The 25479-nt window shown below is 56.9% G+C and carries 20 protein-coding genes; 14 read left to right on the top strand and 6 right to left on the bottom strand.

Annotated elements, in window-relative coordinates; genetic code table 11:
• Nucleotides 1-3: 3 nt before the first annotated feature.
• Nucleotides 4-3141, top strand: coding sequence for an efflux RND transporter permease subunit (locus GOX73_RS02860; protein WP_171121181.1), 3138 nt, complete (start codon nucleotides 4-6; stop codon nucleotides 3139-3141).
• Between the two features lie 64 nt (nucleotides 3142-3205).
• Here the strand turns inward: GOX73_RS02860 and glpD are convergent, their stop codons facing one another.
• Nucleotides 3206-4777: a glycerol-3-phosphate dehydrogenase gene (gene glpD, locus GOX73_RS02855; RefSeq protein WP_171123584.1), complete on the bottom strand. Its 1572-nt coding sequence runs from the start codon at nucleotides 4775-4777 to the stop codon at nucleotides 3206-3208.
• A 206-nt stretch (nucleotides 4778-4983) separates the two neighbouring features.
• Here glpD and GOX73_RS02850 point away from each other — a divergent pair, with 206 nt between their 5' ends.
• The 6 genes from GOX73_RS02850 (at nucleotide 4984) to GOX73_RS02825 (ending at nucleotide 9732) form a co-directional block, all read left to right on the top strand.
• Nucleotides 4984-5745: a DeoR/GlpR family DNA-binding transcription regulator gene (locus tag GOX73_RS02850; RefSeq protein WP_171123000.1), complete on the top strand. Its 762-nt coding sequence runs from the start codon at nucleotides 4984-4986 to the stop codon at nucleotides 5743-5745.
• Between the two features lie 115 nt (nucleotides 5746-5860).
• Nucleotides 5861-6016, top strand: a complete 156-nt coding sequence (locus tag GOX73_RS02845) for a DUF5993 family protein (protein ID WP_171121178.1) — start codon at nucleotides 5861-5863, stop codon at nucleotides 6014-6016.
• Nucleotides 6017-6025: 9 nt separating this feature from the next.
• Nucleotides 6026-6595 (top strand): disulfide bond formation protein B, encoded by a 570-nt coding sequence (locus tag GOX73_RS02840; RefSeq protein ID WP_171122998.1) that lies wholly within the window; start codon nucleotides 6026-6028, stop codon nucleotides 6593-6595.
• 34 nt (nucleotides 6596-6629) lie between these two features.
• Nucleotides 6630-6992 (top strand): DUF3302 domain-containing protein, encoded by a 363-nt coding sequence (locus GOX73_RS02835; protein WP_170383924.1) that lies wholly within the window; start codon nucleotides 6630-6632, stop codon nucleotides 6990-6992.
• 20 nt (nucleotides 6993-7012) lie between these two features.
• Nucleotides 7013-8158 carry an HlyD family secretion protein gene (locus GOX73_RS02830; protein ID WP_171122996.1) on the top strand — a complete coding sequence of 382 codons (1146 nt, stop codon included), beginning with the start codon at nucleotides 7013-7015 and terminating at the stop codon, nucleotides 8156-8158.
• A gap of 11 nt (nucleotides 8159-8169) precedes the next feature.
• On the top strand, nucleotides 8170-9732 hold the full coding sequence (locus GOX73_RS02825) for an efflux transporter outer membrane subunit (protein WP_171122994.1): 1563 nt from the start codon (nucleotides 8170-8172) through the stop codon (nucleotides 9730-9732).
• Between the two features lie 3 nt (nucleotides 9733-9735).
• Here the strand turns inward: GOX73_RS02825 and mprF are convergent, their stop codons facing one another.
• Together mprF and GOX73_RS02815 are read right to left on the bottom strand one after the other, a co-directional pair.
• Nucleotides 9736-12345 carry a bifunctional lysylphosphatidylglycerol flippase/synthetase MprF gene (gene mprF / locus GOX73_RS02820; RefSeq protein WP_171122992.1) on the bottom strand — a complete coding sequence of 870 codons (2610 nt, stop codon included), beginning with the start codon at nucleotides 12343-12345 and terminating at the stop codon, nucleotides 9736-9738.
• A gap of 100 nt (nucleotides 12346-12445) precedes the next feature.
• Nucleotides 12446-12874, bottom strand: coding sequence for an Lrp/AsnC family transcriptional regulator (locus GOX73_RS02815; protein ID WP_171121173.1), 429 nt, complete (start codon nucleotides 12872-12874; stop codon nucleotides 12446-12448).
• A gap of 86 nt (nucleotides 12875-12960) precedes the next feature.
• Here GOX73_RS02815 and rocF point away from each other — a divergent pair, with 86 nt between their 5' ends.
• Both rocF and GOX73_RS02805 read left to right on the top strand, forming a co-directional pair.
• Nucleotides 12961-13881, top strand: coding sequence for an arginase (gene rocF / locus GOX73_RS02810; RefSeq protein ID WP_171122990.1), 921 nt, complete (start codon nucleotides 12961-12963; stop codon nucleotides 13879-13881).
• The gene (locus GOX73_RS02805; RefSeq protein ID WP_171122988.1) at nucleotides 13881-14924 is read left to right on the top strand and encodes an ornithine cyclodeaminase; all 1044 of its coding nucleotides are present in this window, start codon (nucleotides 13881-13883) and stop codon (nucleotides 14922-14924) included. Before rocF ends, GOX73_RS02805 begins: the two co-directional genes overlap by 1 nt.
• A 134-nt stretch (nucleotides 14925-15058) precedes the next feature.
• Here the strand turns inward: GOX73_RS02805 and GOX73_RS02800 are convergent, their stop codons facing one another.
• From GOX73_RS02800 to dctP, 3 genes are all read right to left on the bottom strand, one after another.
• Complete coding sequence (locus tag GOX73_RS02800) at nucleotides 15059-16462, bottom strand: TRAP transporter large permease (protein WP_171122986.1); 1404 nt, start codon at nucleotides 16460-16462, stop codon at nucleotides 15059-15061.
• On the bottom strand, nucleotides 16463-17095 hold the full coding sequence (locus tag GOX73_RS02795) for a TRAP transporter small permease subunit (RefSeq protein WP_171122984.1): 633 nt from the start codon (nucleotides 17093-17095) through the stop codon (nucleotides 16463-16465).
• Between the two features lie 64 nt (nucleotides 17096-17159).
• A complete protein-coding gene (dctP, locus tag GOX73_RS02790; protein ID WP_171123582.1) occupies nucleotides 17160-18176 on the bottom strand; it encodes a TRAP transporter substrate-binding protein DctP in 1017 nt (338 codons plus the stop codon).
• A gap of 429 nt (nucleotides 18177-18605) precedes the next feature.
• Between dctP and acs the strand changes: the two genes are divergently transcribed.
• The 5 genes from acs to GOX73_RS02765 all read left to right on the top strand — a co-directional run bounded on the left by acs (nucleotide 18606) and on the right by GOX73_RS02765 (nucleotide 25455).
• Nucleotides 18606-20570, top strand: coding sequence for an acetate--CoA ligase (gene acs / locus GOX73_RS02785; RefSeq protein WP_171122982.1), 1965 nt, complete (start codon nucleotides 18606-18608; stop codon nucleotides 20568-20570).
• A 7-nt stretch (nucleotides 20571-20577) separates the two neighbouring features.
• Entirely contained in the window at nucleotides 20578-21261 is a 684-nt protein-coding gene (locus GOX73_RS02780; RefSeq protein WP_171122980.1) for an adenylate kinase, read from the top strand.
• A 183-nt stretch (nucleotides 21262-21444) separates the two neighbouring features.
• Nucleotides 21445-21729: a DUF4212 domain-containing protein gene (locus GOX73_RS02775; RefSeq protein ID WP_171121165.1), complete on the top strand. Its 285-nt coding sequence runs from the start codon at nucleotides 21445-21447 to the stop codon at nucleotides 21727-21729.
• A gap of 5 nt (nucleotides 21730-21734) precedes the next feature.
• Nucleotides 21735-23519, top strand: a complete 1785-nt coding sequence (locus GOX73_RS02770; RefSeq protein WP_171121164.1) for a sodium:solute symporter family protein — start codon at nucleotides 21735-21737, stop codon at nucleotides 23517-23519.
• A gap of 112 nt (nucleotides 23520-23631) precedes the next feature.
• Nucleotides 23632-25455, top strand: coding sequence for a DUF294 nucleotidyltransferase-like domain-containing protein (locus GOX73_RS02765; RefSeq protein WP_171122978.1), 1824 nt, complete (start codon nucleotides 23632-23634; stop codon nucleotides 25453-25455).
• Nucleotides 25456-25479: the final 24 nt, after the last annotated feature.

The following is a 25479-nucleotide window of genomic DNA, read 5'->3' as shown; positions in this document are numbered from 1 at the left end:
CCCATGTTCTCAGCCCTGTTCATCAGCCGGCCAAAGCTGGCCCTTGTTATTTCGCTTGTCCTCACAATTATGGGCGCCATTGGCTATATGGTTCTGCCGGTCGCCCAGTTCCCCGACATCACGCCCCCAGTGGTCAGTGTGACGACAACCTACACCGGGGCCAATGCCGAGACTGTTGAAAATACCGTAGCCGCCCCGATCGAGGCGCAGGTAAACGGCGTCGACGACATGATTTACATGACGTCGACCTCCTCGGACAACGGAAGCTATTCGCTGAATATTACGTTCGAAGTGGGCACCGACCCGGATATCGCCTCCGTGAACGTGCAAAACCGCGTTGCGCAGGCCATGTCGTCGCTGCCGGCCGAGGTGACATCATCGGGGGTGGTTACGCAAAAAGCGTCGACGAACATGCTGTTGCTGGTCACGCTGACTTCGCCCGAAGGTACATATGACAGCGTGTTCCTGTCGAACTATGCCTCTATCAATCTGAAAGACGCGCTGGCACGGGTTCAGGGGGTTGGTAAGGCCGATGTTCTGACCAATCTGGAATACGCTATGCGGATCTGGATGGACCCGGATCAGATGGCTGCGCTGTCTATCACACCCGGCGATGTGATCAGCGCCATCCGCGAACAAAACGTCGAGGTGTCTGCGGGTTCGATCGGCGCCCCGCCGGTACCGAAGGGACAGACATTCCAATATACGATCAAAACCAAGGGTCGACTGACGTCGGCGGAAGAGTTTGGTGACATTGTCATTCGGACCGGGGAAGCGGGCTCGATCGTCCGCGTCAAAGATATCGCTCGGGTCGAGTTGGGGGCTGAATACTACGCCGCCTCAGGTTATTTCCAAAGCGTCCCCGCGACCGTTATCGGCATTTATCAGGCCCCCGGCGCGAACGCACTTGCCGTATCCGAGCGGGTTGAAGCGGAACTGCAGCGCCTGTCCCGCTCGTTCCCGACGGATGTGGAATATCAGGTTCCGTTCAACACCACCGACTTTGTAGAGCAATCTCTGAAGGACGTTGTCTCAACCTTGATCCTGACCTTCATTCTGGTGATCTCGGTCGTGTTCGTGTTTCTGGGCAGTTGGCGCGCAACTATTATTCCTGCCGTTGCGATCCCTGTCTCGCTTATCGGGACGTTCGCGTTTCTGCTGGCCTTTGGAATGTCGCTAAATACGATCTCATTGTTCGCCTTGGTGCTTGCGATCGGGATTGTGGTCGACGACGCCATTGTTGTCGTGGAAAACGTAGAACGCATTATCGCGGATGAGGGGTTGCCCCCGGCAGAAGCGACCCGCAAGGCCATGGGGCAAATCACCGGGCCGGTGATTGCAACCACGCTGGTTCTGCTGGCGGTGTTTGTACCTGTGACCTTCATGCCCGGAATTTCAGGGCGGCTGTACTCTCAGTTCGCCGTAACGATTTCAACGGCTGTGGTCATCTCGTCGATCAACGCCCTTACGTTGTCGCCGGCCTTGTGCGGACTTGTTCTGCGCGCCCGCTCTGGCCCGCCCAAGGGGTTGCTGGCACTGTTCGAAAAGTTCATTGGCACGGTTCGGTCCGGCTATGTCGCGATCGTGCGCAAGCTGCTGATCCTGCCGGTCATCGCCTTGGGGATCGTTGTTGCCCTTGCGATGGGAACAGGAACAATCATGTCAAAAACTTCGAGCGGCTTTATCCCGCTTGAAGACAACGGCTACCTATTCGTTGACATCCAGTTGCCCGACGCCGCAACGCTTGAACGCACCGAGGCGGTCTCGAGCCGCGTGGACGACCAAATTCGCCAAATCCCGGGCGTCGCAAGCACGGTTCTGATCAATGGCTTCTCGCTGCTGAATGGAACGATTACCAACGGTGCCGCAATCTTTGTGAACCTGGACAACTGGGATGAGCGTCAGGAAGACGACCTGAGCGCCAATGCGATTTTGGGCAAGGTACTGGCCATCGCAAATGGCGAATCCGCAGCCTCGATCGTGGCCTTCAACCCACCGCCTATTCAAGGTTTGGGCATGTCGGCGGGCGTCGAGATGGAAGTCCAGCAAACCGGCGGCGGCTCACCTCAGGATCTGGCATCTGCCGTGGGCTCTTTTGTGTACTCAGCCAACCAACGGCCCGAGATCGCACAGGCCTACACCACCTTCCGGGCAAACGTGCCTCAATTGTTTGTTGATCTGGACCGTGAGAAAGCCAAGACGCTGCAAGTGTCGGTGGCCGAAGTCTTCCAGACCATGCAGGCGCAATTGGGGTCGTATTACGTGAATGACTTCAACCTGTTTGGGCGGGTCTACCGCGTGATGATCCAGGCCGACGGAAGCTATCGCGACAACGTCGAGGATATTTCGAACCTCTATGTGCGCTCCACCAAGGGCGAGATGGTGCCGCTTGGAACACTGGTTGATGTTGAGAACGTGCTTGGGCCGGTTCTGCTGAAACGCCACAACCTGTTCCGGTCTGCGACAGTTACGGCGGTTCCTGCCGCAGGGCTATCAACCGGGGACGCAATCAATACGATGACCGAAGAGTCCGCGACTGCCCTGCCCCCTGGATATGCCTTCGAATGGACCGGCACAGCGCAGCAACAGCTTGCGTCTGGCGGATTGGTCATCGTGATCTTGGGACTGGCAATCCTGTTTGGGTATCTGTTCCTTGTCGGGCAATACGAAAGCTGGACGCTGCCGGTCTCTATCCTGTTATCCGTGGTGGTTGCCCTGTTCGGGGCCGTTGCTGCGGTGGCTATCGTAGGCAGCGACATCAACCTGTATACGCAGATCGGGATGATCATGCTTGTGGGGCTTGCGTCCAAGAACGGTATTCTGATCGTCGAATTCGCAATGGAACAGCGCGCAAACGGTCTGCCGATCAAAGAAGCCGCAGCCGAAGCTGCGTTCCAGCGTTTCCGCGCGGTCATGATGACTGCCCTGTCTTTCCTGCTGGGCGTTGTGCCCCTTTTGGCCGCAAACGGAGCGGGTGCAGCCAGTCAGAAGGCAATCGGCGTCGCAGTGTTTGGCGGGATGCTGGCGGCGACATTGGTCGGGGTGATTGTTGTTCCGGTCCTCTACGCGCTGCTACAAGGGTTGCGAGAGTGGCTGAAAGGCACCAAGAACGATCCCGGGCCGTCTGAAAAAACAGCCTGAACATTGAAAAAGGGCCCCGCTGAAACAGCGGGGCCTTTTAGCGTGTAGAGGATCACAAAGTTGATCATTGCCGCTTGTCCAGCCATCGCCCGATCTGGTCGATTTGGTCCGTGGTCAGCTTCAACCCAAGCTTATTGCGCCGCCACACAACGTCTTCGGCGGTTCTTGCGTATTCTTTATCGGCCAGCCACTCCAACTCGCGCTCAGTCAGTGTTGCACCAAACTCTTGGCCTAAGTCACTGGCGCTTTTGGCGTCTGCAAGAATGCCCCGAGCATCGGTGCCGTAGGCGCGCACCAGCCGCTCTGCCCACTCCCTGTTCAGGAAGGAATAATCGGCTTCCAACCCGGCAATCAGTTCCTGCACACCGTCAACCGGAAAGTCACCGCCGGGGAGTGCGACGCCAGCCGTCCAAGGGCCCGGCAGGTGCGGAAAATGCTCAGCAACCTTTTCAAGCGCGCTTTCGGCCAAGCGGCGATAGGTGGTGATCTTTCCACCAAACACATTCAATACTGGCGCACCACCCTGCGCATCCACCTTCAACGTATAGTCCCGCGTGGCGGCCGTGGCGCTGCTGGCCCCGTCATCATAAAGCGGGCGCACGCCGGAATATGTCCAAACGACGTCGTCCCGCGTAACAGGCGTTTTGAAATATTTCGACGCAAAGGCGCACAAATAATCCTGCTCGGCCTCGGTGCATACCGGCGGCTCAGAGGGGTTCGGATGATCCTGATCTGTGGTGCCAATCAGGGTAAATTCACGCTCGTAAGGGATAGCGAAGATGATGCGGCCATCTTCGCCCTGAAAGAAATAGCACTTATCATGGTCGAACAATTTGCGGGTCACGATATGGCTGCCGCGAACCAGCCGCACGCCCTCGCGCGAGTTCACACGGATTTTGGTCTGGATGATGTCGCCAACCCATGGACCACCAGCGTTGATCAGCATCCTCGCCTGTATCATCCGAGTCTCGCCGCTGATTTCGTCGCGGATTGTGACATGCCACAGATCATCGACACGTTCGGCCGACATCACTTTGGTTCGGACCATGATCTGCGCACCGCGGGCCTCGGCATCGCGGGCGTTCAGAATGACCAGCCGCGAGTCTTCAATCCAGCAATCCGAATACTCGTAAGCCGTTTCAAATCTGTCCTGAAGAGGGCCGCCTTCTGCCGCTGTCCGAAGATTCAACGAGGTCGTGCCCGGAAGAATTTTCCGCCCGCCAAGGTGGTCATACATAAATAGGCCCAAGCGGATCAGCCACGCCGGTCGCCTTCCTCGCATCCACGGCATGACAGTACTTAGCAAGCGTGACGTCGGCGTATCCGATTCAAACCGCATATCCTCGTGATAGGGCAGCACAAATCGCATCGGCCAGCTAATGTGCGGCATGGCCCGCAACAGGGTTTCGCGCTCGACCAATGCTTCGCGGACCAGCCGGAATTCAAAATACTCAAGATACCGCAGGCCGCCATGAAACAGCTTGGTCGAGGCCGAAGATGTAGCCGAAGCCAGATCGTTCATCTCGGCCAACACAACAGACAATCCACGCCCTGCCGCATCCCTGGCGATACCACATCCGTTGATCCCCCCACCGATGATAAAAAGATCGGTAACCTCTTCGCTGCGCCCAGCCATATCCAGTCGATTCCCCTTGCCGGCATATTCGCCGCCATTAACCCGGCAGACGCTCGGCTCGTCAACGTTGATTTTCGTTTTTGTTCGCATTTGACACGCCAAACGCCATAAATAACTGTAAAACAAAAATGCAAATCCTACTCCAATCCCTTGCATTTTCACCAAAAGCGAACAAAAACGAATACGCCATACAGTTGGAGATGCCCGTGTCACTTTCATTCCGCCAGTCTGACATCCTGAAAATTGCCAAGCAGGACGGGCGCGTCATGGTTGAGGAACTGGCCGAAACCTTCAATGTCACCGTGCAAACCATTCGCAGAGACCTGTCAGAGCTTGCAGATATGGGAAAGCTGGACCGCGTGCATGGCGGGGCTGTGTTGCGATCGGGTGTTTCGAACATTGGGTATGAAGACCGCCGTGCGCTGAATGCGGATACAAAAACCCGCATCGCGCAAACCTGCGCACAAGACATCCCAGATGGCGCATCCCTTTTCATGAACATCGGCACCTCGACCGAAGCGGTTGCGCGCCAATTGCTGAACCATAAGGACCTGATGGTTGTGACGAACAACATGAACGTTGCGAATATCCTTGTCGAAAACACGGATTGCGAGATCGTGGTCGCCGGGGGCGTCCTGCGTAGGTCAGATGGGGGCTTGGTCGGAAACCTGACGATATCGACAATTGAACAGTTCAAATTCGACTATGCGGTGATTGGGTGTTCCGCCCTTGATGCAGAAGGCGATCTGCTGGATTTTGACTTTCAGGAAGTTCGGGTCAGCCAGACAATCATCGCCCAAGCAAGACAGACATTGCTGGTAGCGGACCATTCCAAGTTCCAAAGAACCGCTCCGGCAAGGATAGCTTCACTCGCTGAGGTTGATGTTTTCTATACAGATTTACCGGTGACTGGTGATCTTCAGCACAAGTGTGCGGAATGGCAGACACGGCTGAATATAGGTCAGTAAGGCGCTGCATTCCCGTATTTGGGGCTTATTCTAAAACCCGTTCTTGTCAGGTGCGACTTAGCCTGACACTATCACAACATATTGCAATCGTTGCACGGCAGGGAGGGTCCGGGCCATGATCGCGCTTTTGTTTGCGTTGCTTACTGCCACCATGGGGCTGAATTACTTTCGATTGACCACAGCGGCCAATGTGCTGTTTTTCATCACCCTTGCGATGAGTGTCTACTGGTTCAAGTTCCATGCAACCAGCCAATTGACGATTCAACTATAGGGGGCTGCGATGACACCTGATCTGTCCCGAAACCTGAACGCCCTTGGCACTCTGGCCGTCAGTCTGGTTTTGCTTCTGGCCTACATCTATCAGTTGACCCTGTACGAACTGCCCTGCCCCCTTTGCCTGCTTCAACGCGTTGGCTTTGTCGCCGTTGGGGTTGGGCTGGGTTTGAACCTTTTGTACGGCGCGCGGCCCAAACATTATGCGCTGATGCTGATTGCCGCGCTCTTTGGTATCAGCGTTTCGGTCAGGCAAATCCTGCTGCATATCGTGCCGGGTACGGGGCATTATGGCTCACCCGTACTGGGTTACCACTACTACACTTGGGCGGCGATCTGCTTTTTCCTGATCTTGCTGGGAACTGCCATCATGCTGATGTTCGACCGGCAATATGCTGACGACACATCCGATCGGCCTCGGTTCGGTGGCAGCACATTGGCGAAGGCTGCATTCTTCATAATGCTGGGCTTGGCCGCCTTGAACGCAATCTCGACCCTGCTGGAATGCGGCCCCGGCATCTGCGCTGACCCGCCGACGGACTACAAACTGATTGACGAACTGGGGACCAACAACTGAGGATGGGTCAACCGTCCCTCAAGGAGGCACGAGCATGGGACTATTGGGGCAGCCGCTGGGCTACTATGACTACCTGACATTTCTTGCACTGATATTGCTGCTTGCTGCGGTTATGGGATTGTTCCTGTTCCTGATGGGGCTGCCCGGCCGTATCGCGATCAAGCGAAACCATCCTCATGCCGAGGCGGTCAAGATCATGGGCTGGATGGGGTTCTTGGCGATCGTGCCTTGGGTTCACGCCTTTATCTGGGCCTTCCACGATGGAACAACCGTCGATATTCGCCGTATGCCAGACGATGAACGGGACGCCGTGCGCAAAGAAATCAAGCGGTTGGGCGGAACACTGACCGACGAATACCGCGATCCGCTTGACCCTGACGAGACGCAGAAAAGCTAAGCCAAAGGAACTGAAACACCATGTTTGTCGCCCTCGGCATTACGCTTTTCTACATCATTTTCGTCTGGTTCATTTTCTTCAAAATGCAATGGCTGCGCTTCAACATCGCCTGGGGCATCGTGTCCTTTTGGGTGGGCGCACACCTGCTGCTGATCTTCCTTGTTGCTTTGCGGTTCTTTCAACCGTTTTCCATCGACGGCCATGTTGTCCGTTCGACCATCCAGATCGTCCCCCGCCTGACCGAGCCGACGATCCTGACGGAGGTTTTGGTTGAACCCAACACCGAGGTCAAAAAAGGGGACCCACTATACCGGTTCGACGACACCGTTTTTTCGCTGGAAGTTGAAGAAGCCAACGCGCAATTGGTTGCCGCACAGCAGAACGCGAAGATCCTTGAACAGGACGTCATCGTTGCCGCAGAAGCCGTCGAACGCGCGAACGCCAAGCTTGCCTATTCGCTGACGCAACAAACGCGGTACGAAAACCTTGTTCCCGCAGGCGGCGCACGACAGGATGAGTTGGATCGCTGGAACGAACAAGTCACCGAAGACCAGGCGTCGATCAAAGAGGCCGAAGCGAACCTTGAAAAGGCGGAACTTGCTCTGAATTCTCAAATCGACGGGGTGAATACCGGCATCCTGCAAGCGCAGGCACAGTTGGAAAAGGCCGAGTACTTCCTTGAGAACACCACGATATACGCCCCTGAAGACGGGATGATCGTGTCGCAACAGGCGCGCCCCGGTCTTGTTGTCGGGGATATTCGTTTAGGTGCGATCGCCAGCTTTGTGACCAAGGATAACCCCTATCTTCTTGCGACTTATCGTCAGCAGAACCTCAAATTTGTTGAGCCCGGTCAAGAGGTCGAGGTCGCGTTGGATCTGTATCCGGGCGAAATCCTTACCGGCAAGGTCGAGGCGATCTGGTGGGCCACACGCCAAGGTCAATACCTGCCATCCGGCCGCCTGCCGGGTTTTGAACTGCCCAAATTGCCGGGTCGCATTGCGGTGCAGATCACGGTCGATCTTCCCGACGGCCACACTTTGCCCGCCGGTGGGCACGCAGCCGTGGCGATCTACACAGGCCAGGGCAAAAGCTTTGAGTTCCTGCGACGCATCAATATCCGGCTTTATTCCTTCGCCAACTTCATCCGACCACTGGACATCTGAGGACGCACGCCATGAACCGGGCCAACTTCCGCAGCAGGATCATCGGTACAGCACTAAGCGCAGCTTTGCTTGTGGCGTGCACACCAGTTGGCCCCGATTTCGTGCGGCCGAACTCTCCGGTCGTGAAGGAATGGATCGAGGTGAACAGCCCCAGCACAGGGCCCAGTGGCTTGACCTCGCGCAGCGCCCCCGTGGTCCGCTGGTGGGAGACATTCAACGACCCCACCTTGAACAAGCTGATCGCAGAAGCCTATGCCCAGAACCTTGACCTGCAAGTGGCAGGTGCCCGCGTTTTGCAGGCCCGCGCGCAGTTGGGTATCGCGTTTGGCGAGCTTTATCCGCAATCACAGGCTATCGGCGGCTCTATCGAACGGCGCCAAATCAGCGAAAATCTCGGGCCGATTTCAGACATCAACCGGATTATTCCGTTGGATACCGAATTTTCGACCTCGCAAGTCGGCTTTGATGCACAATGGGAGCTGGATGTCTGGGGCGCGCAACGGCGGGGTGTGCAGGCAGCACGATCTAACCTTGCGCTTCAGGTCGCCAACTATGACGACGCCTTGGTTACTTTGACAGGCGATGTCGCCGCGCTTTACGTCAACATCCGAGCGTTGCAAGAGTCGCTCTCTGTCGCACGTGAGAACATTCAGTTGCAGCAGGAAAGCGCGAACCTAACCGAACTCCGGTTCAAGAACGGCGTCACGACTGAGCTGGATGTTCAGGAGTCTCAAGCGCTGCTGAACAACACCAAGGCTCTGGTCCCCGCAATCGAAAGCGACTTGCAGCAAGCAAAGAACGCGCTGGCGGTGCTGCTGGGCGCGACCCCGTCACGAATGTCCGGCCTGTTGGGAAGTTCTGGCCGCATTCCGTCCGCTCGTTCCAATGTATCTGTTGGCGTTCCGGCAGAGCTTTTGCGGCGCCGCCCGGACGTGCGTGCGGCTGAATTGGCCGCAGCTACGCAATCGGCGCAAGTTGGGATTGCTCTCGCGGACCTTTACCCACAGTTTATCCTGTCGGGTTCTATCGGAGTGCAGGCTTCGGGCGGCCGCGATTTGTTTTCGGCGGCCAGCACGACCGGGCTTGCCAATGCCGGGGTGGTCTGGAACGTCCTGAACTATGGCCGGATCAAGAACAACGTCCGCGCGCAGGACGCGGCCTATCAAGCCCTTATCGCAAATTACCAGAACACTGTCCTGACGGCCTATTCCGAAGTTGAAAGCGCGATGGTTGCCTATTCTCAGTCCCGCAAGCAGGTCGGCTTTTATGAAAACAGCGTCGCGGCCGCACGCAAGGCGGCTGAGATTGCGGTGGATCAGTACCGCGATGGGGCTGCCAGCTATTCCCGCATTCTGAACACGCAAACCGCGCTGTTGCAGTCGCAGGCGAATTTGATCGAAGCCAGACAGCAGGTCTCCAGCAATCTGGTCGCAGTCTACAAGGGGCTGGGTGGAGGTTGGCAAATTCGTCAGAATCAGGAATTCCTGCCCGAGACCGTATTGGCAGAGATGGCATACCGCACGGACTGGGGCGACCTGCTGCAGGAAGCGCCCACCGGGGTCAGCCTGAACTGATCGCTATTTCGTCAAGCCCCTCAACCCGCCTGAGATAAGGATGTTCACCTCATACAATATTCGGGGGGCCGCCAGACCGCCGGGGCTGGCCAGATAGTTCGGGCTCCAGTCCGGATCGAACTTCTGCTTGAAGGATCGAAGCCCCTCAAAGTGATAAAACTGTTCACCATGTTCGTAAACGAACCCGCCAATGCGATTCCAGATCGAGGCAAGCTGACGGTTTTCGATCCCTGAAAACGGCGCGGCACCCAGCGAAAACCATTGGAACCCCTGCTCTGCCCCCCAAGACATCATCTCGGCAAACAGGGCGTCCATGACAAAGCTGGGACTGTCGGGCTCATACCGCATCAGGTCCAGCGACAGTTCAGATTTGTGACCACCCTGAAACAGATTGGCAAACGCAACGATTTCGCCTGTCGCCCCATTACGCAGAACCGCATGGTCAAAATACGAAAGGTATTCGTCGTCAAACCCACCGAGGGCGAACCCCTTTTCTTCACCCGCTTTTCGCGCGAGCCAATCATCGGAAATCTTCCGCAACTCGGGCAGAACCGGTGCAAGCTGCTCTTTAGGGATGATTTCGAACACATACCCCTCCCGCTCGGCCCGGTTTTTGGCCTGACGGAAGCGTTTTCGCGACTTTCCGTCCAGGGAAAAGTCATTCAGCGGCACACGCGCGACCTCACCGATTTTCAGAATCGACAGACCCAGATCAAGAAAGGTCGGCAGGTATTTGGTCGAAACACTGTAGAACGCACAAAGCTTGCCCTCACGATCCGCCATTTCACGAAGTTGCCAGATCAGTTGCTGGCCGGCGGTTTCATCACCGACAGGCTCGCCCTTGCTGATCAGGGCATTGCCGGTATCGGCGTAGGCCAGAAAAGCGTTTTCCTCGGGCGACATCAAAAACTGCTTGTCGCCAGTCAATGAGATTTGCGCCTCGGTATCTTCGCTTTCCATCGCCAGACGTTCGACCGCTTTGGGGATCTCGGTGCGAACTGGTGGTGGAATGTCCCTTCCAAACAGCGTGTTCACGGCAACCACGCCCAAAATAACCGCCACAATCAGGCTGGAGCGTAGGAAGCGCGACGCGTCACCGTTCCAAGCGAATTCCCACCAAAGGGAGTTTTGATATTCCACGTGGGAATAGGCGAACAAACCGATCCAGAAAATGACCGCCAGCAGGGCAATCACACTGACAAGCCACGGGATATTCAATCTGAAAATCGAAGCACCGCTGACGCGATAGAACGCGCCCCGGAACATGGCAAGCAAGCCGATTGTACCCAGCATACTAATTGCTTCATGCGTATCCAGGCCCTTGGTCAGTGACGCAAAAAAGCCGACAACCATCAGCAGCATAGCCACGATCCAAGCACGATAGAGTTTTCGGAACAGCCCGCGCGAGACAAGGATCAACAGAACGCCAACCGCGCTTCCTGCAAGGTGCGACGCCTCGACAAAAGATAAAGGCAGGAAATCCCGCAGGACCCCAAGGTTTTGGCTGCTGGTCGGAAGCGCCCCAGAGACAAGCAGGATCACCCCGGCAACGGCTGACACACCCGCAGCGACCATCGGCACGATGGGGCGCAGGACGCGGTAAACCCACGTGGCGGCTCCGCCAATTCTGCGGCGATGCGTCAAGGCAGACGCGACCGCGATTGAAAGGCTGGCGATGGCGAACGGCAGGAACGTATAAACCAACCGGTACAGCAACAAGGCAGCAATGACGTCCGAGCGGCCCGAGGCCCCCAGCCCTGCGATCAGCGTTGCCTCAAACGCGCCAATCCCGCCCGGAGCGTGGCTTAGAATACCGACCGCGATGGCGCCAATGTACACAGCAAAAAAGAACGGGAAACCGATACCCAGATCATCTGGCATCAGGACATATAGCGTCATGGACGCTCCGAACAGATCACCAATGGCTGCGAGGGTTAGCAATCCGGCCAATTTCCCACCGGGCAGATTGAACCCCAGCCCACCATAGGCCAGCCTGCGCCCGCCCTTTGCCAGCCAGATCAACAACGTCGCAAGGCCGATAAGAAGACCGATACCTATGACGGTTTCGACAGTTTCGTTGATCGGCAGTATCTTGGAAATCCCGTCAGGATGAAGGGTCAACAGGCAGCCCAGCAACAAGACCATACCTGACCAGAACGCTATCCACGACGTAGCGATAACACCCGCGACCCGCCCAAGGTCCAGTCCTAGCGAGGCATAAATGCGGTACCTGATCGCCGTTCCCGTGATGTAGGAAAAGCCCAAACAGTTCGACACGGCATAGCCACACGCCCCCGCCATCCCCGCGACGGGCAAGGGAACTTCACCATCCGCCACGCTTTGAACTGCAAAAACGTCGTACATGGACAGGGAAACAAAGCTGAATGCCGTCCAGCAGACGGCAAAGAACATCAGCTTCCAAGACGTATTTGCCACGTCTGTCTGAACGTCTGACCATTTCACATGCGACGACAACTCATGCAAAACGACCAGCGCGATCAATGTGACCAACACCGGAATTGCGATACGGACCAGAGGTCGCTCAAGAAAACCTGTCGCACGTTCGGCCCAGCGAACCGCCCACAGTTCTTCGCCTGTGTCCTGCGTCGTCATGATGTTCCCCTGCTCTCAGGCCCGATTATGGTCACTCGCGCGCATCACTACGCCGGGAAACTGTTGCACAATTTCATTGAACGTCAAAGCACTACGGGCGTCAGACGCGCCCCTTGCGGGTCGAGAGCAGCAGATTGGTCTCAGAACGGGTGATCCCTTCCATCCGCCGAATTTGAAAGAGGATCTCATCCAATTCGGCCAAGGTTTCGGTCCCGATTTCCGCAATCAGATCCCAGCTCCCATTGGTCGAATGCACGGCTCGAACCTGCGGCAAAGCCGCGATCCGCGACATGGTCCGTTCGGTGCCACGGCCTTCGATCTCAAGCGTCATCAAGCCGCGAACAGGGCTTTGCGCCACATCTTGCCGGGTCAGCACGGTAAACCCTACGATTTCGCCCGACTGCTTGAGGCGCTGCAAGCGGTTGCGCACTGTCGCGCGCGTTACTCCCAGCGTTTCGGCAAGCTCTGACAGCGACGCGCGGGCATCGCGGTGCAAAGCACTGAGCAATCGACCATCCAAATCGTCCATAACTACTTCTCACTTTGTATTGACAGATATCTTTTTGAACACTTTGCAGTCTATTCGCAACCCGCAACGAGTGGTTAGATAGTAATATGGATACAGGAAACGTAATATTGGTCGGCGCTCCGATGGATGCGGGTAAACGCCGGCAAGGTTGTCGAATGGGTCCTGACGCTTATCGAGTGGCAGGATTGGAGCAGGCTCTGGCAAACTTGGGACATACGGTTCAGGACGTCGGTGATATTCGTGCAGACGACACTGACATACCGCCGCATGATCACCTGTTTGCCCTGCCGGAATGCGTGGGCTGGACGCACGCGCTAAGTCGCGTCGCCCAAGAAACCGCGGCAAAGGGACTGCCTATCTTTATGGGCGGCGACCACGCTTTGTCGATGGGCACGGTCAAAGGCATGTCTGAATATGCCAACGGAATTGACCGGCCCCTGTTTGTGCTCTGGTTGGATGCGCATAGCGACTTCCACACGCCCGGCAGCACCGACAGCGGCAACCTGCACGGCACACCTGTCGCCTATTTCACCGGGCAGCCGGGTTTTGATAGCTTTCCTGCGGTAACGATCCCAGTTCCAACCGATCGCGTTGGCATGATCGGACTACGTTCTGTGGACCCAGCCGAGCGGCAAAGGCTTGAACAAGACAACGCGATGCTGGCCGACATGCGCAGCATCGACGAACATGGAATCAAAGCCCCTCTGATGGCATTCCTTGACAGGGTACGGGCAGCAAACGGAATCCTGCATGTTTCGCTCGATGTGGATTTCCTCGACCCCTCAATCGCACCAGCCGTCGGCACGACCGTTCCCGGCGGCGCAACCGAACGCGAAGCGCATCTGGTTATGGAGCTTCTACACGAAAGCGGGCTTGTGTGCTCATTGGACCTGGTTGAGCTGAACCCCTTTCTGGATGAACGCGGTAGAACCGCAAAACTGATGGTCGATCTGGCCGCCTCTTTGCTGGGGCGTCGAATCTTTGACCGCCCGACCCGGAGTTTTTGATGACACAACCTTCTGACAAGGCACTGGTGCCATTTGTTTCTGTCGACAACATGATGCGATTGGTACACCACATCGGCGTCGAGCGGATGATCACGCAGATCGCGAGCCAGATTCAAGCCGACTTCAAGCGGTGGGAAAGTTTCGACAAAACACCGCGTATACCTGCGCACTCACCGCATGGCGTTATCGAGCTTATGCCAACGTCGGACGGTGAAGCCTACGGTTTCAAATACGTCAACGGTCATCCCAAAAACACGTCAGAAGGGCTGCAAACCGTCACGGCCTTTGGTCTGCTGGCCGACGTGTATACCGGCTATCCCACATTGCTGACCGAGATGACCCTTTTGACGGCATTGCGAACCGCGGCGACCTCTGCGCTTGTGGGCAGCTATTTGGCTCCGAAATCGGCCACAACGATGGCTATGATCGGCAATGGCGCGCAGTCCGAGTTCCAATGCCTGGCCTTCAAGGCAATGTGCGGAATTGATACGGTGCGCTTGTATGATACCGATCCAAATGCAACTCAGAAATGCGCCTCGAACCTCAAGGCGTCTGGCCTAACGGTCGTCTGCTGCAAAACGCCTGAAGACGCCATTGAAGGTGCTCAGATCATCACCACCTGCACCGCCGACAAGAAATACGCAACAATTCTGACCGATAACATGGTCGGGCCCGGCGTTCACATCAATGCCATCGGCGGCGACTGCCCCGGCAAAACCGAGTTGCACCGGGATATCCTGCTAAGGTCAGAGATTTTCGTCGAATATCCTGAACAAACCCGCATTGAAGGTGAAATTCAGGCGCTTGATCAGGATCACCCCGTTACCGAAATGTGGCAGGTAATAACAGGGCAAGCGCCGGGTCGGCGCGACGACCGGCAAATCACACTGTTCGACAGCGTCGGTTTTGCAATCGAGGATTTCTCGGCCCTGCGCTACATCAAAACCGCAATCGACGGGACAGATTTCTACGAGCCGCTCGATATGCTGGCTGACCCTGACGATCCGCGCGACCTGTACGGAATGTTGATGCGAGCAAGTTGATTGGGGGCGCTGCCCCCGCCGCCCTGCGGGCGACTCCCCCGGGATATTTAGAGCCAGATGAAGTGCGGGATCCGTTCTTCATCTGGCCAAAAATATCCCGGAGCGCGAGGCAGAGCCTCGCAAAATACAAACTGCTAACTGGCAAGCGACGGAAGATAGAGAACTATGCCCGGGAACGCGACAAGCAATGCGATAGTGACCGCGTCTGCGACAAAGAAGGGGGTCACCCCTTTAAAAACGTCCTGAACACTCAGGTCTGGGCGTACACCTGCAACAACAAAGCAATTCAAACCGATCGGTGGTGTGATCAGGCAGAACTCGGCCATCTTGACCACAAGTATCCCAAACCAGATGGCACACATCGGCCCTGACATGCCAAAAGCGCTATCTGCAGCGCTGACAGTCTCGCCCCCGTTCAGCGCCATGACCGCCGGGTAAACAACCGGCAAGGTCAGCAAGAGCATCCCGATGGCATCCATGAACATCCCCAGCACCGCATAGGCGAGCAAGATACAAATCAGGATCAGCATCGGGGACATTTCCAACCCGGTGATCCAATCCGAGAAAGCGCCCGGCAAGTCGGCAAATCCCAAAAAACGCACGTAGATCAGAACGCCCCAGATGATCGAAAAGATCATCGCAGTCAGCTTTGCGGTCTCGAGCAGTGCGGACTTCAGCTCGGTCCAGCGCATCCCGTGGAAAAGAGCGAAGCAGAACACGATAAATGCGCCGATTGCTCCGCCTTCGGTCGGTGTGCCCCATGCTTTTTCACCAAATGGGTTATAGACGAAACAGATGATTATCAGGATCACGGCCACGATCGGAAATGCACCCGGCAGCGCGGCAAAACGCTGTTTCCATGAAAAGCCGGTGACCGGTGGGCCAACGGACTTGAACACAACCGCAATCCCCACGATCAGCAATCCATAGACCACGGCCGAGAACGCGCCCGGAATGAAACCGGCCAACAGGAGCTTTCCAACGTCCTGTTCAACGATAATGGCATAGATCACAAGGATCGCAGAGGGTGGGATCAATGACGCCAAAGTTCCGCCAGCCGCAACCACACCCGCGGCGAACTGCTTGTTGTACCCGACCTTCAGCATCTCGGGGATCGCGATGCGTGCGAATACTGCTGACGTCGCAACCGAGGCGCCGGATACAGCCGCGAAGCCCGCCGTCGCGAATACGGTCGATACGGCCAACCCTCCCGGCACCCAGGCGACCCAACGCTTGGCCGCCTCAAACAATGCGCGGGTCAGGCCTGCATAGTAAGCAAGGTACCCGATCAGGATGAAAGTCGGGATCAGGCTAAGGGTGTGGGCTGCGACTTTGGAATGCGGCACCTGCCCCGCCGTTTTGACGGCAACCGTCAGAGCCTTGCCGAACCGGTCCGGGTCGTAACCGAACTTGGCCCAGAAAATCCAAACCAACCCCACCAATCCGGCCAGACCAGCAGCAAAGGCCACGCGCATACCTGTGACGACCAATACAAGCAGGCCACCGGTGACCCAGAGCCCGATGTCAATACTGTCCATCTACTCGTCCTGCCCCTCAAATTGCTCGGCTTCGGCTGCGGCTTGCGCGGCGGCATCCTGAATCAAGGGCACGGCCACGGGGTTTTCCAACCCAAGAATAAAGGCCCGCCCATATCCCCAGATTTGCAGGACCAAACGCACACACAGCACAGAAAACGCGACAGGTGCCAACAGTTTCGCAGGCCAAAGCGGGATACCAATGTCGATCGAGCTGTCGCGGCTCCACAATGGTGCGCCGAAATCGAATGAGCGGTCGAAATGCGACCAGCTCCCCCAGACAAGAGCCAGCATCAACACAAGGATAAGGACGACCGAGATCAGTTCGAACAGCCACAACGCCCGCCCATGCAGGCGAGAGATCACGATATCCATACGTATATGTCCCCCGTCACGCTGAACGAAAGACACGCCAAGAAACGCAATCAGTGGCATGGCCTGTTCGATCCAGTCCACATAGCCGGGTAAAGGCGCGTTGAATGCGTTGCGTCCGCTGACTGACACAACCGCAAGAACCATCAGGCCAAAGACAGCGAGGCCGCTTATCAGGGCAAGAAACCGCTCTATCCTAAGCAGATGGTGATCAAGCCGGCTGAGGCGACTGCCATCTTCCAGCACCGTGGCCTGTCCTGCCATTCCGGTGATCCCCTTGTTTTTTATTTGTATCCGGGTGCCCTGCCAGGCACCCGGAACATGCAGATCAGTTTCCGCTGCGCTGCTGTTGCAACGTGGTTTGAACCAGATCATACAAGTCCTGTGCAGGCAGACCCTGCGCAGACATGTCAGCAATCCACTGTTCACGGATCGGATCGGCGGCCTTTGTGCGGAATTCTTCGATCACCGCATCGTCGATCATGACCTTTTCAACGCCCTTTTCGGACAAAACGCCGTCCCACTGCTCCAACAGCCCGCCATAGTTGGCAAGGTAGTGTTCAATCGCCTCGTCGATCGAACTGTTGAGCGCTTCACGGTGCTCGGCCGGCAGTGCCTCATACGCGTCGATGTTTACAACAACGGGGCAGTTAACAGTGCCGGGGTTCAGGTTTGCGGTCCACCAGTCTGCTTCGTTAATGGTTCCAAAGGACAGGTGTGCGTGCTGGGCAAATGCAACAGTGTCAACAACACCTGATTCCATTGCATTGAACGCCTCGGTCGCGGGAACCGATGTCGGTACGCCGCCAACGGCCTCGAATGCCTGTCCCAGACCGCCCGTCGCACGTACCCGCATTCCATCGAAATCCGCCAAGGTTGCGCGCGGATCGCCTGTGCCAACAAGGTTATACTGCGGCATCGGCGAGGTCATGATGATGCGCGCGTTCCACTGGGCCATCTCATCCTGGACTGCTGGATGGTCGTAAACGGCATGGCTGACGGCCACTTCTTCGTCCAACGTGTTTACGCCAAGGAACGGCAGCTCCAGAACCGTGATCGCCCGGTTCTTGTCGCGGTGATACCCAGCGCAGAACTGAGCCATTTCAAAGGCTCCAATCTCGATCCCATCCAGGTTTTCACGCGGCTTGGACAAACCGCCATAGCTGACATTGATCGTAAATTCACCGCCTGTCTTTTCGCTGACCAGCTCGGCCAGCTTCTCAACATGCTCGGTAAAGGCGCGGCGCTTGCCCCAAACCGAGGCGCTCCATTCGGTTGCTGCGGCTTCGGACACGAAAGCAACGGTCAAAGCGGCGACGGCGGCACCGCTCAACATCTTATTCATCATGATTTCTCCCTTTGTTGCGCCTCCTACCGGGGCGCTTGGGAACAAAGCTAGCGCCAACATATGAACGTGCCAACCCCCGGCACACAGTACATCCTCTTGTTCCTCGAATCTGTTGGGCGCTAACAACCAAAAGATGATTTTCTAATACCTATTGCCTATGGTTCAGATGTCAGCTTTTACACGTCAATTCAATTACAACTAATTATTTGTTTTTTAAATATTTTTAGAAAAAATTTTTAAATTCATTTTCTGTTTTCCGAGATGCACAGAAATTTATTTACAAACTAATCCTTAGTTTTCTGTAATTTATTCCCTTGTTTTCAGTTCTCCGTATTATTCGGTACCGGGAGGATGCGGGTCGACATTGCCAAATCAGCAGGCAAAATCGGGCCCGTAAATTTTAGTCCTAGAGGGAGGAGCCTCAGAATGACAACCGCTGCCCAGGCAGATGCCAATGTTTATCCGCCATCCGCAGAAACCGTTGCGCGTGCACATGTCGATGCTGACAAATATTCCGAAATGTACGCAGCCTCCGTCAACGATCCCGACGCCTTTTGGGGCGAGCAGGGAAAGCGTATCGATTGGATCAAACCTTTCACCCAGGTCAAGGATGTCAGCTATGATTTCGGCTCGGTCGGAATCAACTGGTTTGCTGATGGCACGCTGAACGTTTCAGCCAACTGTCTGGATCGCCATCTTGAAACACGCGGCGATCAGACAGCGATCATCTGGGAGCCGGATGATCCAAATGACGCGGCCCAGCATATCACCTATTCGGAACTGCACCGTCGCACCTGCCGGATGGCAAATATCCTCGAGTCAATGGGTGTGCGCAAAGGCGACCGCGTGGTGATCTATCTGCCGATGGTCCCCGAAGCAGCCTATGCGATGCTGGCTTGTGCGCGGATTGGCGCGATCCATTCTATTGTGTTTGCAGGTTTCTCGCCGGACGCTCTGGCGGCGCGGATCAATGGCTGCGACGCGAAAGTTGTCATCACAGCAGACGAAGCGCCGCGCGGAGGCCGCAAGACCCCGCTGAAATCCAACGCCGATGCGGCGCTGCTGCACTGCAAGGACACTGTTAAATGCCTTGTGGTCAAGCGCACCAACGGCCAGACCACGTGGATCAGCGGCCGCGACTTTGACTACAACGAAATGGCGCTTGAGGCGGATGACTATTGCGCCCCGGCGGAAATGAATGCCGAAGACCCGCTGTTCATCCTCTATACCTCTGGTTCGACAGGTCAGCCCAAGGGAGTTGTACACACCACTGGCGGCTACATCGTTTATGCATCGCTGACCCACGAAGTGACGTTCGATTACCACGACGGCGATATCTATTGGTGTACAGCGGATGTGGGCTGGGTTACCGGCCACAGCTATATCGTCTATGGCCCACTGGCCAACGGTGCGACTACACTGATGTTCGAAGGCGTCCCGACCTATCCCGATGCAGGCCGCTTTTGGGAGGTTTGCGCCAAGCACAAGGTAACCCAATTCTACACCGCCCCTACCGCGATCCGCGCGCTGATGGGTCAGGGCAATGAGTTTGTTGAAAAGCACGACCTCAGCGACCTGCGCCTGCTGGGCACGGTGGGTGAACCGATCAACCCAGAAGCGTGGAACTGGTACAATGACGTGGTCGGCCAGGGTAAATGCCCGATCGTCGATACGTGGTGGCAGACTGAAACTGGCGGTCACATGATGACCCCCCTGCCCGGCGCACATGCGACCAAGCCCGGCTCGGCGATGAAGCCCTTCTTTGGTGTGCAGCCCGTGGTTCTGGACCCGCAGTCGGGTGTCGAGATCCAAGGCAACGGGGTCGAGGGTGTGTTGTGCATCAAGGACAGTTGGCCCGGGCAAATGCGCACCATCTGGGGCGATCATGAGCGGTTCGAAAAGACCTATTTCTCGGACTACAAAGGCTATTACTTCACCGGTGACGGCTGCCGTCGTGACGAGGGTGGCGATTATTGGATCACCGGACGTGTTGACGACGTAATCAACGTCTCGGGGCACCGCATGGGCACCGCCGAGGTGGAAAGCGCGCTGGTTGCCCACGCTGCCGTGGCTGAAGCCGCTGTGGTCGGGTATCCCCATGAAATCAAGGGTCAGGGCATCTATTGCTATGTCACTCTGATGAATGATCGTGAGCCTTCGGATGATCTGCTGAAAGAACTGCGCACTTGGGTACGGACCGAGATCGGACCGATTGCCTCGCCGGACGTGATCCAGTGGGCGCCAGGTCTGCCAAAAACCCGCTCGGGTAAAATCATGCGCCGTATCCTACGCAAGATCGCCGAGAATGACTTTGGCTCGCTCGGTGACACCTCGACGCTAGCTGATCCGTCGGTGGTTGAAGACCTGATCGAAAACCGCGCAAATAAGTGAGGATGTGATGGACGCTGCCACGATCACCACACCCGCTGTTCTGATCCTTCTCGGCCCTCCGGGTGCCGGGAAGGGAACGCAGGCCCGGATGCTGGAAGACAAGTTCGGACTGGTTCAACTGAGCACTGGCGACCTGCTGCGCGCAGCGGTCGCTGCGGGAACAGAGGCAGGCAAAACCGCCAAAGCCGTCATGGAAGCTGGTGAGTTGGTTAGTGACGATATTGTCATCGCCATCCTGCGCGACCGTCTGGCCGAGCCGGATTGCGGCAAGGGTGTCATTCTTGACGGCTTCCCGCGCACGACTGTTCAGGCGCAGGCACTGGATACGTTGCTTTCCGAAACCAGCCAGAGGATCAACGCCGCAATCAGCCTTGAGGTTGAAGATGCGGAAATGGTCACGCGTATATCGGGCCGTTACACCTGTGCAATGTGTGGTGAAGGGTATCACGACACGTTCAAAATCCCGGCGACCGACGGGAAATGCGACAAGTGTGGCGGTTCCGAATTTAAACGTCGCGCAGATGATAACGCCGAAACCGTCGCCTCGCGCCTTGCGGCCTACCACGCGCAAACTGCGCCTCTGATCACGTATTACCAAGACCATGGCGTTCTGAAAGGACTGAACGCCATGGGCAATATCGACGACATCGCAAGCCAGCTTGAGAAAGTTGTCAGCAGCGCGATGAACTAAGGGAATGCAGCCCGCCCTGAATAAGGGCTGAATTCCTAAACGGATACTTCATCGGACCCGCCTTGGCGGGCCGGAGAGGTTTTGCCTGATGCCAACCGGCCTTGGGCGTATCGGAAAGCGGCCCCAAGCACCGGTGGATTGGGCAAAGGGTCGCAACAGGAGGAAGCGAAGGAGGACCCCGCGATGGCGGATCAATCAACAAACTCCGCGCAGACTGCCGAGGCCGACAAGGGCTATTGGCAGGCCAATCTGCGTCTCATCTACATCAGCCTCGTGATCTGGGCGCTGGTGTCTTTTGGATTCGGCATTCTGCTGCGTCCTCTGCTGTCGGGTATTTCCGTGGGCGGCACCGATCTGGGCTTTTGGTTTGCCCAGCAGGGATCAATCCTGGTCTTTCTGGTGCTGATCTTCAACTACGCCTGGCGCATGAACAAACTGGACGCCGAATACGGCGTTGAGGAGGAATAAGTCCCATGGACCAGTTTACCATCAACCTGCTGTTTGTCGGCGCATCCTTCGCGCTGTACATCGGCATCGCGATCTGGGCCCGTGCGGGTTCTACATCGGAATTCTACGCTGCTGGTCGCGGCGTTCACCCGGTTACCAACGGTATGGCGACAGCGGCGGACTGGATGTCTGCGGCCTCGTTCATTTCGATGGCGGGCCTGATTGCCTTTACCGGCTATGACAACTCGACCTACCTGATGGGGTGGACGGGCGGCTATGTGCTGCTGGCCCTGCTGCTGGCGCCCTATCTGCGCAAGTTCGGCAAGTTCACGGTGTCCGAATTCATCGGCGACCGGTTCTACAGCCAGACCGCCCGTATCGTTGCTGTGATCTGTCTGATCGTCGCATCGGTGACCTACGTGATCGGTCAGATGACCGGCGTTGGCGTTGCCTTTGGCCGTTTCCTTGAGGTCAGCAACACCGCCGGTCTGCTGATCGGTGCCTGTGTGGTGTTCGCCTATGCGGTGTTTGGCGGCATGAAAGGTGTGACCTATACGCAGGTCGCTCAGTACTGCGTGCTGATCACGGCCTATACTATCCCGGCGATCTTTATCTCGTTGCAACTGACCGGCACACCTGTTCCGGCGCTGGGTCTGTTTGGCGATACCGCCAGCGGTGAACCGCTTCTGGCCAAACTGGACGCCATCGTGACCGAGCTGGGTTTCAACGAATACACCACCCACCATTCGGACACTCTGAACATGGTGCTGTTTACGCTGTCGCTGATGATCGGTACCGCCGGTCTGCCGCACGTCATCATGCGCTTTTTCACCGTTCCCAAGGTGTCTGACGCACGCTGGTCCGCCGGTTGGGCACTGGTGTTCATCGCGCTGCTGTACCTGACTGCGCCCGCAGTTGGTGCCATGGCCCGCCTGAACATCACCGACATGATGTGGCCCAATGGTGGCATCGAAGGTGGCGCCGTTTCGGTCGAACAGATCGACAATGACGCACGCTATGACTGGATGCAGACATGGCAGAAAACCGGCCTGCTGGACTGGGAAGACAAGAACGGCGACGGCAAGATCCAGTACTACAACGACGCAAATGCCGACATGCAGGCACTTGCCGAGGAAAAAGGCTGGGTCGGAAACGAGCTGACCAAGTTCAACCGTGACATCCTGGTTCTGGCCAACCCCGAGATCGCAAACCTGCCAAGCTGGGTTATCGGTCTGGTTGCTGCCGGTGGTCTTGCGGCCGCTCTGTCAACCGCTGCGGGCCTGCTGCTGGCGATCTCGTCGGCGGTGTCCCACGACCTGATCAAAGGTGCGATCAACCCGCAGATCTCGGAAAAAGGAGAGCTTCTGTCGGCACGGATCGCAATGGCTGTTGCCATCGCCGTGGCAACCTATCTGGGCCTGAATCCTCCGGGATTTGCGGCGCAGACAGTTGCGCTGGCCTTCGGTCTGGCGGCGGCCTCGATCTTCCCGGCGCTGATGATGGGGATCTTCTCGACCCGCATCAACAATGTCGGCGCGGTCGCGGGCATGCTGGCCGGTCTGGTTGTGACCCTGATCTACATCTTCCTGCACAAAGGCTGGCTGTTCATTCCGGGCACCAACTCGTTCACAGATGCTGATCCGCTGCTGGGTCCGATCAAGTCGACCTCGTTCGGTGCGATCGGTGCCATGGTCAACTTTGCCGTCGCCTACTTTGTAGCAGGCGCGACCAAAGAGACCCCGGAAGAGATCAAAGATATGGTCGAAAGCATCCGCATTCCCCGTGGCGCGGGCGCAGCTCAGGATCACTGAACCATGATGCGGCCCCAAGGCCTCTTGCCAAAGGCTGCATCTTTCGACTGACTACTCCCGCCCGGCACACCACCGGGCGGGATTTTTCAACCCCGAAACCGCGGAGTATCCGATGCCCCTGTCCCATGACGAGATCACTCGGTTTCTGAAATCCGTACATCCTTATGACGCCCTGCCAGCGGATGTTCTAGACGCGGTGGCCCGTCAGATCGAAGTCTGGGAAGTCGAAGAGGGTTACCCGGTATACGAGCTGGGCCACACCCTGCCCGGCGTCTTTGTGATCTACGAAGGACAGGTGGAAATAAAGGATGGGAATGACGCGGTCGTATCTCATCTGGGATTGCGAAACTCCTTTGGCGAACGAGGCCTTTTAAAGGGTGGAAAGGCCGCGACGAAGGCCAAGGCGCATACGCCCTCGGTGCTGCTGGTTTTGCCACCCGATCTGGTGCGTGATCTGATCGACGGGCATCCGGTCGTATCCAAATTCTTCAATCGAACCCGCGACACCCGGTCTGGCCCTCAGAGTTTGGCGACAAGCGCCATAGACGTTTTGATGGCGCATAACCCGGCCACCTGCCCGCCTACCACAACAGTGCGCGAGGCGGCGAAGATGATGCGCGACAAACACATCTCATCGCTCTGCGTGACCGAAGGCGAGGCGCTGCTTGGAATCGTAACGCTGCGCGATATCTCGGGTAAATTCGTGGCCGATGGGCTGCCGAACGACACACCTGTGTCGGGCATCATGTCGGCTGATCCGATTACCTTGTTACCCTCGGACATTGGATCAGATGTTCTGCACATCATGATGGAGCGCGGGATTGGCCATATCCCGATCTCGGAAGGTGGGCGGCTTGTCGGTATCGTAACGCAGACCGACCTGACCCACTATCAGGCGGTGAATTCCGCCGAACTTGTCCGCCGGATCGCTTCGGCGCAGACGGCGCAGCAAATGGCAGCGGTGACCGAGGAAATCCCGCAGCTTTTAGTGCAATTGGTCGCCGCCGGAAACCGGCATGAGATCGTGACACGCCTGATCACGGACATCGCGGATACGGCAACCCGCAGGTTGCTGACACTGGCCGAAGCAGAACTTGGCGCGCCGCCCGTCCCTTACCTGTGGTTGGCCTGTGGATCGCAGGGTCGACAGGAACAGACGGGTGTATCGGATCAGGACAACTGCCTGATGCTGGATGACGACGTCACGGATGACGATATGGCCTATTTCGCGGCTCTGGCCAAATTCGTCTCGGACGGGCTGGACACCTGCGGGTATTTCTATTGCCCCGGCGACATGATGGCGACGAACCCGCGCTGGTGTCAGCCGGTGCGCGTATGGCGCGACTATTTCAAAGGCTGGATCGCCAAACCCAACCCCGAGGCACAGATGCTGGCCTCGGTCATGTTCGACCTGCGTCCGATCGGTGGCGCGTTTAAATTGTTTGATGACCTGCAAGCCGACACGCTTGCCGCGGCCAAAGCAAACTCGATTTTTGTCGCGCACATGATCTCGAATTCACTGAAACACACACCGCCGCTAGGACTGCTGCGCGGCTTCGCGACAATTAGATCAGGTGAGCATCGCAACACGCTGGATCTAAAGCATAATGGCGTTGTTCCAGTTGTGGATTTGGCGCGCATCTACAGCCTGCAGGGGGAACTGCCCGAAGCCAATACACGCGCCCGGCTCAAGGCCGCAGCCAGCGCCGGCATCCTCAGCGACTCCGGCGCGCGTGACTTGTTGGACGCTTACGATCTGATTGCCGAAACCCGGTTAGAGCATCAGGTTCGACTTGTGAAAGGCGAAAAGGCACCGGACAATTTCCTGCCCCCCTCTGACTTGTCGGACTTTGAGCGAAGCCATCTGCGCGACGCCTTCGTTGTGGTAAAAACGATGCAATCCGCGGTAGGGCATGGAAAAGGAATGCTCGGCTGAACCAGCCGGAATTGGGAGAGAATG

Source organism: Ruegeria sp. HKCCD7221, assembly GCF_013031225.1.
GTDB lineage: Bacteria > Pseudomonadota > Alphaproteobacteria > Rhodobacterales > Rhodobacteraceae > Ruegeria.
The sequence above is the reverse complement of the archived record's forward strand: the minus strand, read 5'-3'. Positions and strand labels throughout refer to the sequence as shown.

What these genes read in the sequence shown, in the direction of transcription:
- GOX73_RS02860 (WP_171121181.1), top strand. Translation starts at nt 4, where the DNA reads ATGTTCTCAGCCCTGTTCATCAGCCGGCCAAAGCTGGCCCTTGTTATT.
- glpD (WP_171123584.1), bottom strand. Translation starts at nt 4,777, where the DNA reads ATGGCTGGGCGCAGCGAAGAGGTTACCGATCTTTTTATCATCGGTGGG.
- GOX73_RS02845 (WP_171121178.1), top strand. Translation starts at nt 5,861, where the DNA reads ATGATCGCGCTTTTGTTTGCGTTGCTTACTGCCACCATGGGGCTGAAT.
- GOX73_RS02840 (WP_171122998.1), top strand. Translation starts at nt 6,026, where the DNA reads ATGACACCTGATCTGTCCCGAAACCTGAACGCCCTTGGCACTCTGGCC.
- GOX73_RS02835 (WP_170383924.1), top strand. Translation starts at nt 6,630, where the DNA reads ATGGGACTATTGGGGCAGCCGCTGGGCTACTATGACTACCTGACATTT.
- GOX73_RS02830 (WP_171122996.1), top strand. Translation starts at nt 7,013, where the DNA reads ATGTTTGTCGCCCTCGGCATTACGCTTTTCTACATCATTTTCGTCTGG.
- GOX73_RS02825 (WP_171122994.1), top strand. Translation starts at nt 8,170, where the DNA reads ATGAACCGGGCCAACTTCCGCAGCAGGATCATCGGTACAGCACTAAGC.
- mprF (WP_171122992.1), bottom strand. Translation starts at nt 12,345, where the DNA reads ATGACGACGCAGGACACAGGCGAAGAACTGTGGGCGGTTCGCTGGGCC.
- GOX73_RS02815 (WP_171121173.1), bottom strand. Translation starts at nt 12,874, where the DNA reads ATGGACGATTTGGATGGTCGATTGCTCAGTGCTTTGCACCGCGATGCC.
- rocF (WP_171122990.1), top strand. Translation starts at nt 12,961, where the DNA reads ATGGATACAGGAAACGTAATATTGGTCGGCGCTCCGATGGATGCGGGT.
- GOX73_RS02805 (WP_171122988.1), top strand. Translation starts at nt 13,881, where the DNA reads ATGACACAACCTTCTGACAAGGCACTGGTGCCATTTGTTTCTGTCGAC.
- GOX73_RS02800 (WP_171122986.1), bottom strand. Translation starts at nt 16,462, where the DNA reads ATGGACAGTATTGACATCGGGCTCTGGGTCACCGGTGGCCTGCTTGTA.
- GOX73_RS02795 (WP_171122984.1), bottom strand. Translation starts at nt 17,095, where the DNA reads ATGGCAGGACAGGCCACGGTGCTGGAAGATGGCAGTCGCCTCAGCCGG.
- dctP (WP_171123582.1), bottom strand. Translation starts at nt 18,176, where the DNA reads ATGAATAAGATGTTGAGCGGTGCCGCCGTCGCCGCTTTGACCGTTGCT.
- acs (WP_171122982.1), top strand. Translation starts at nt 18,606, where the DNA reads ATGACAACCGCTGCCCAGGCAGATGCCAATGTTTATCCGCCATCCGCA.
- GOX73_RS02780 (WP_171122980.1), top strand. Translation starts at nt 20,578, where the DNA reads ATGGACGCTGCCACGATCACCACACCCGCTGTTCTGATCCTTCTCGGC.
- GOX73_RS02775 (WP_171121165.1), top strand. Translation starts at nt 21,445, where the DNA reads ATGGCGGATCAATCAACAAACTCCGCGCAGACTGCCGAGGCCGACAAG.
- GOX73_RS02770 (WP_171121164.1), top strand. Translation starts at nt 21,735, where the DNA reads ATGGACCAGTTTACCATCAACCTGCTGTTTGTCGGCGCATCCTTCGCG.
- GOX73_RS02765 (WP_171122978.1), top strand. Translation starts at nt 23,632, where the DNA reads ATGCCCCTGTCCCATGACGAGATCACTCGGTTTCTGAAATCCGTACAT.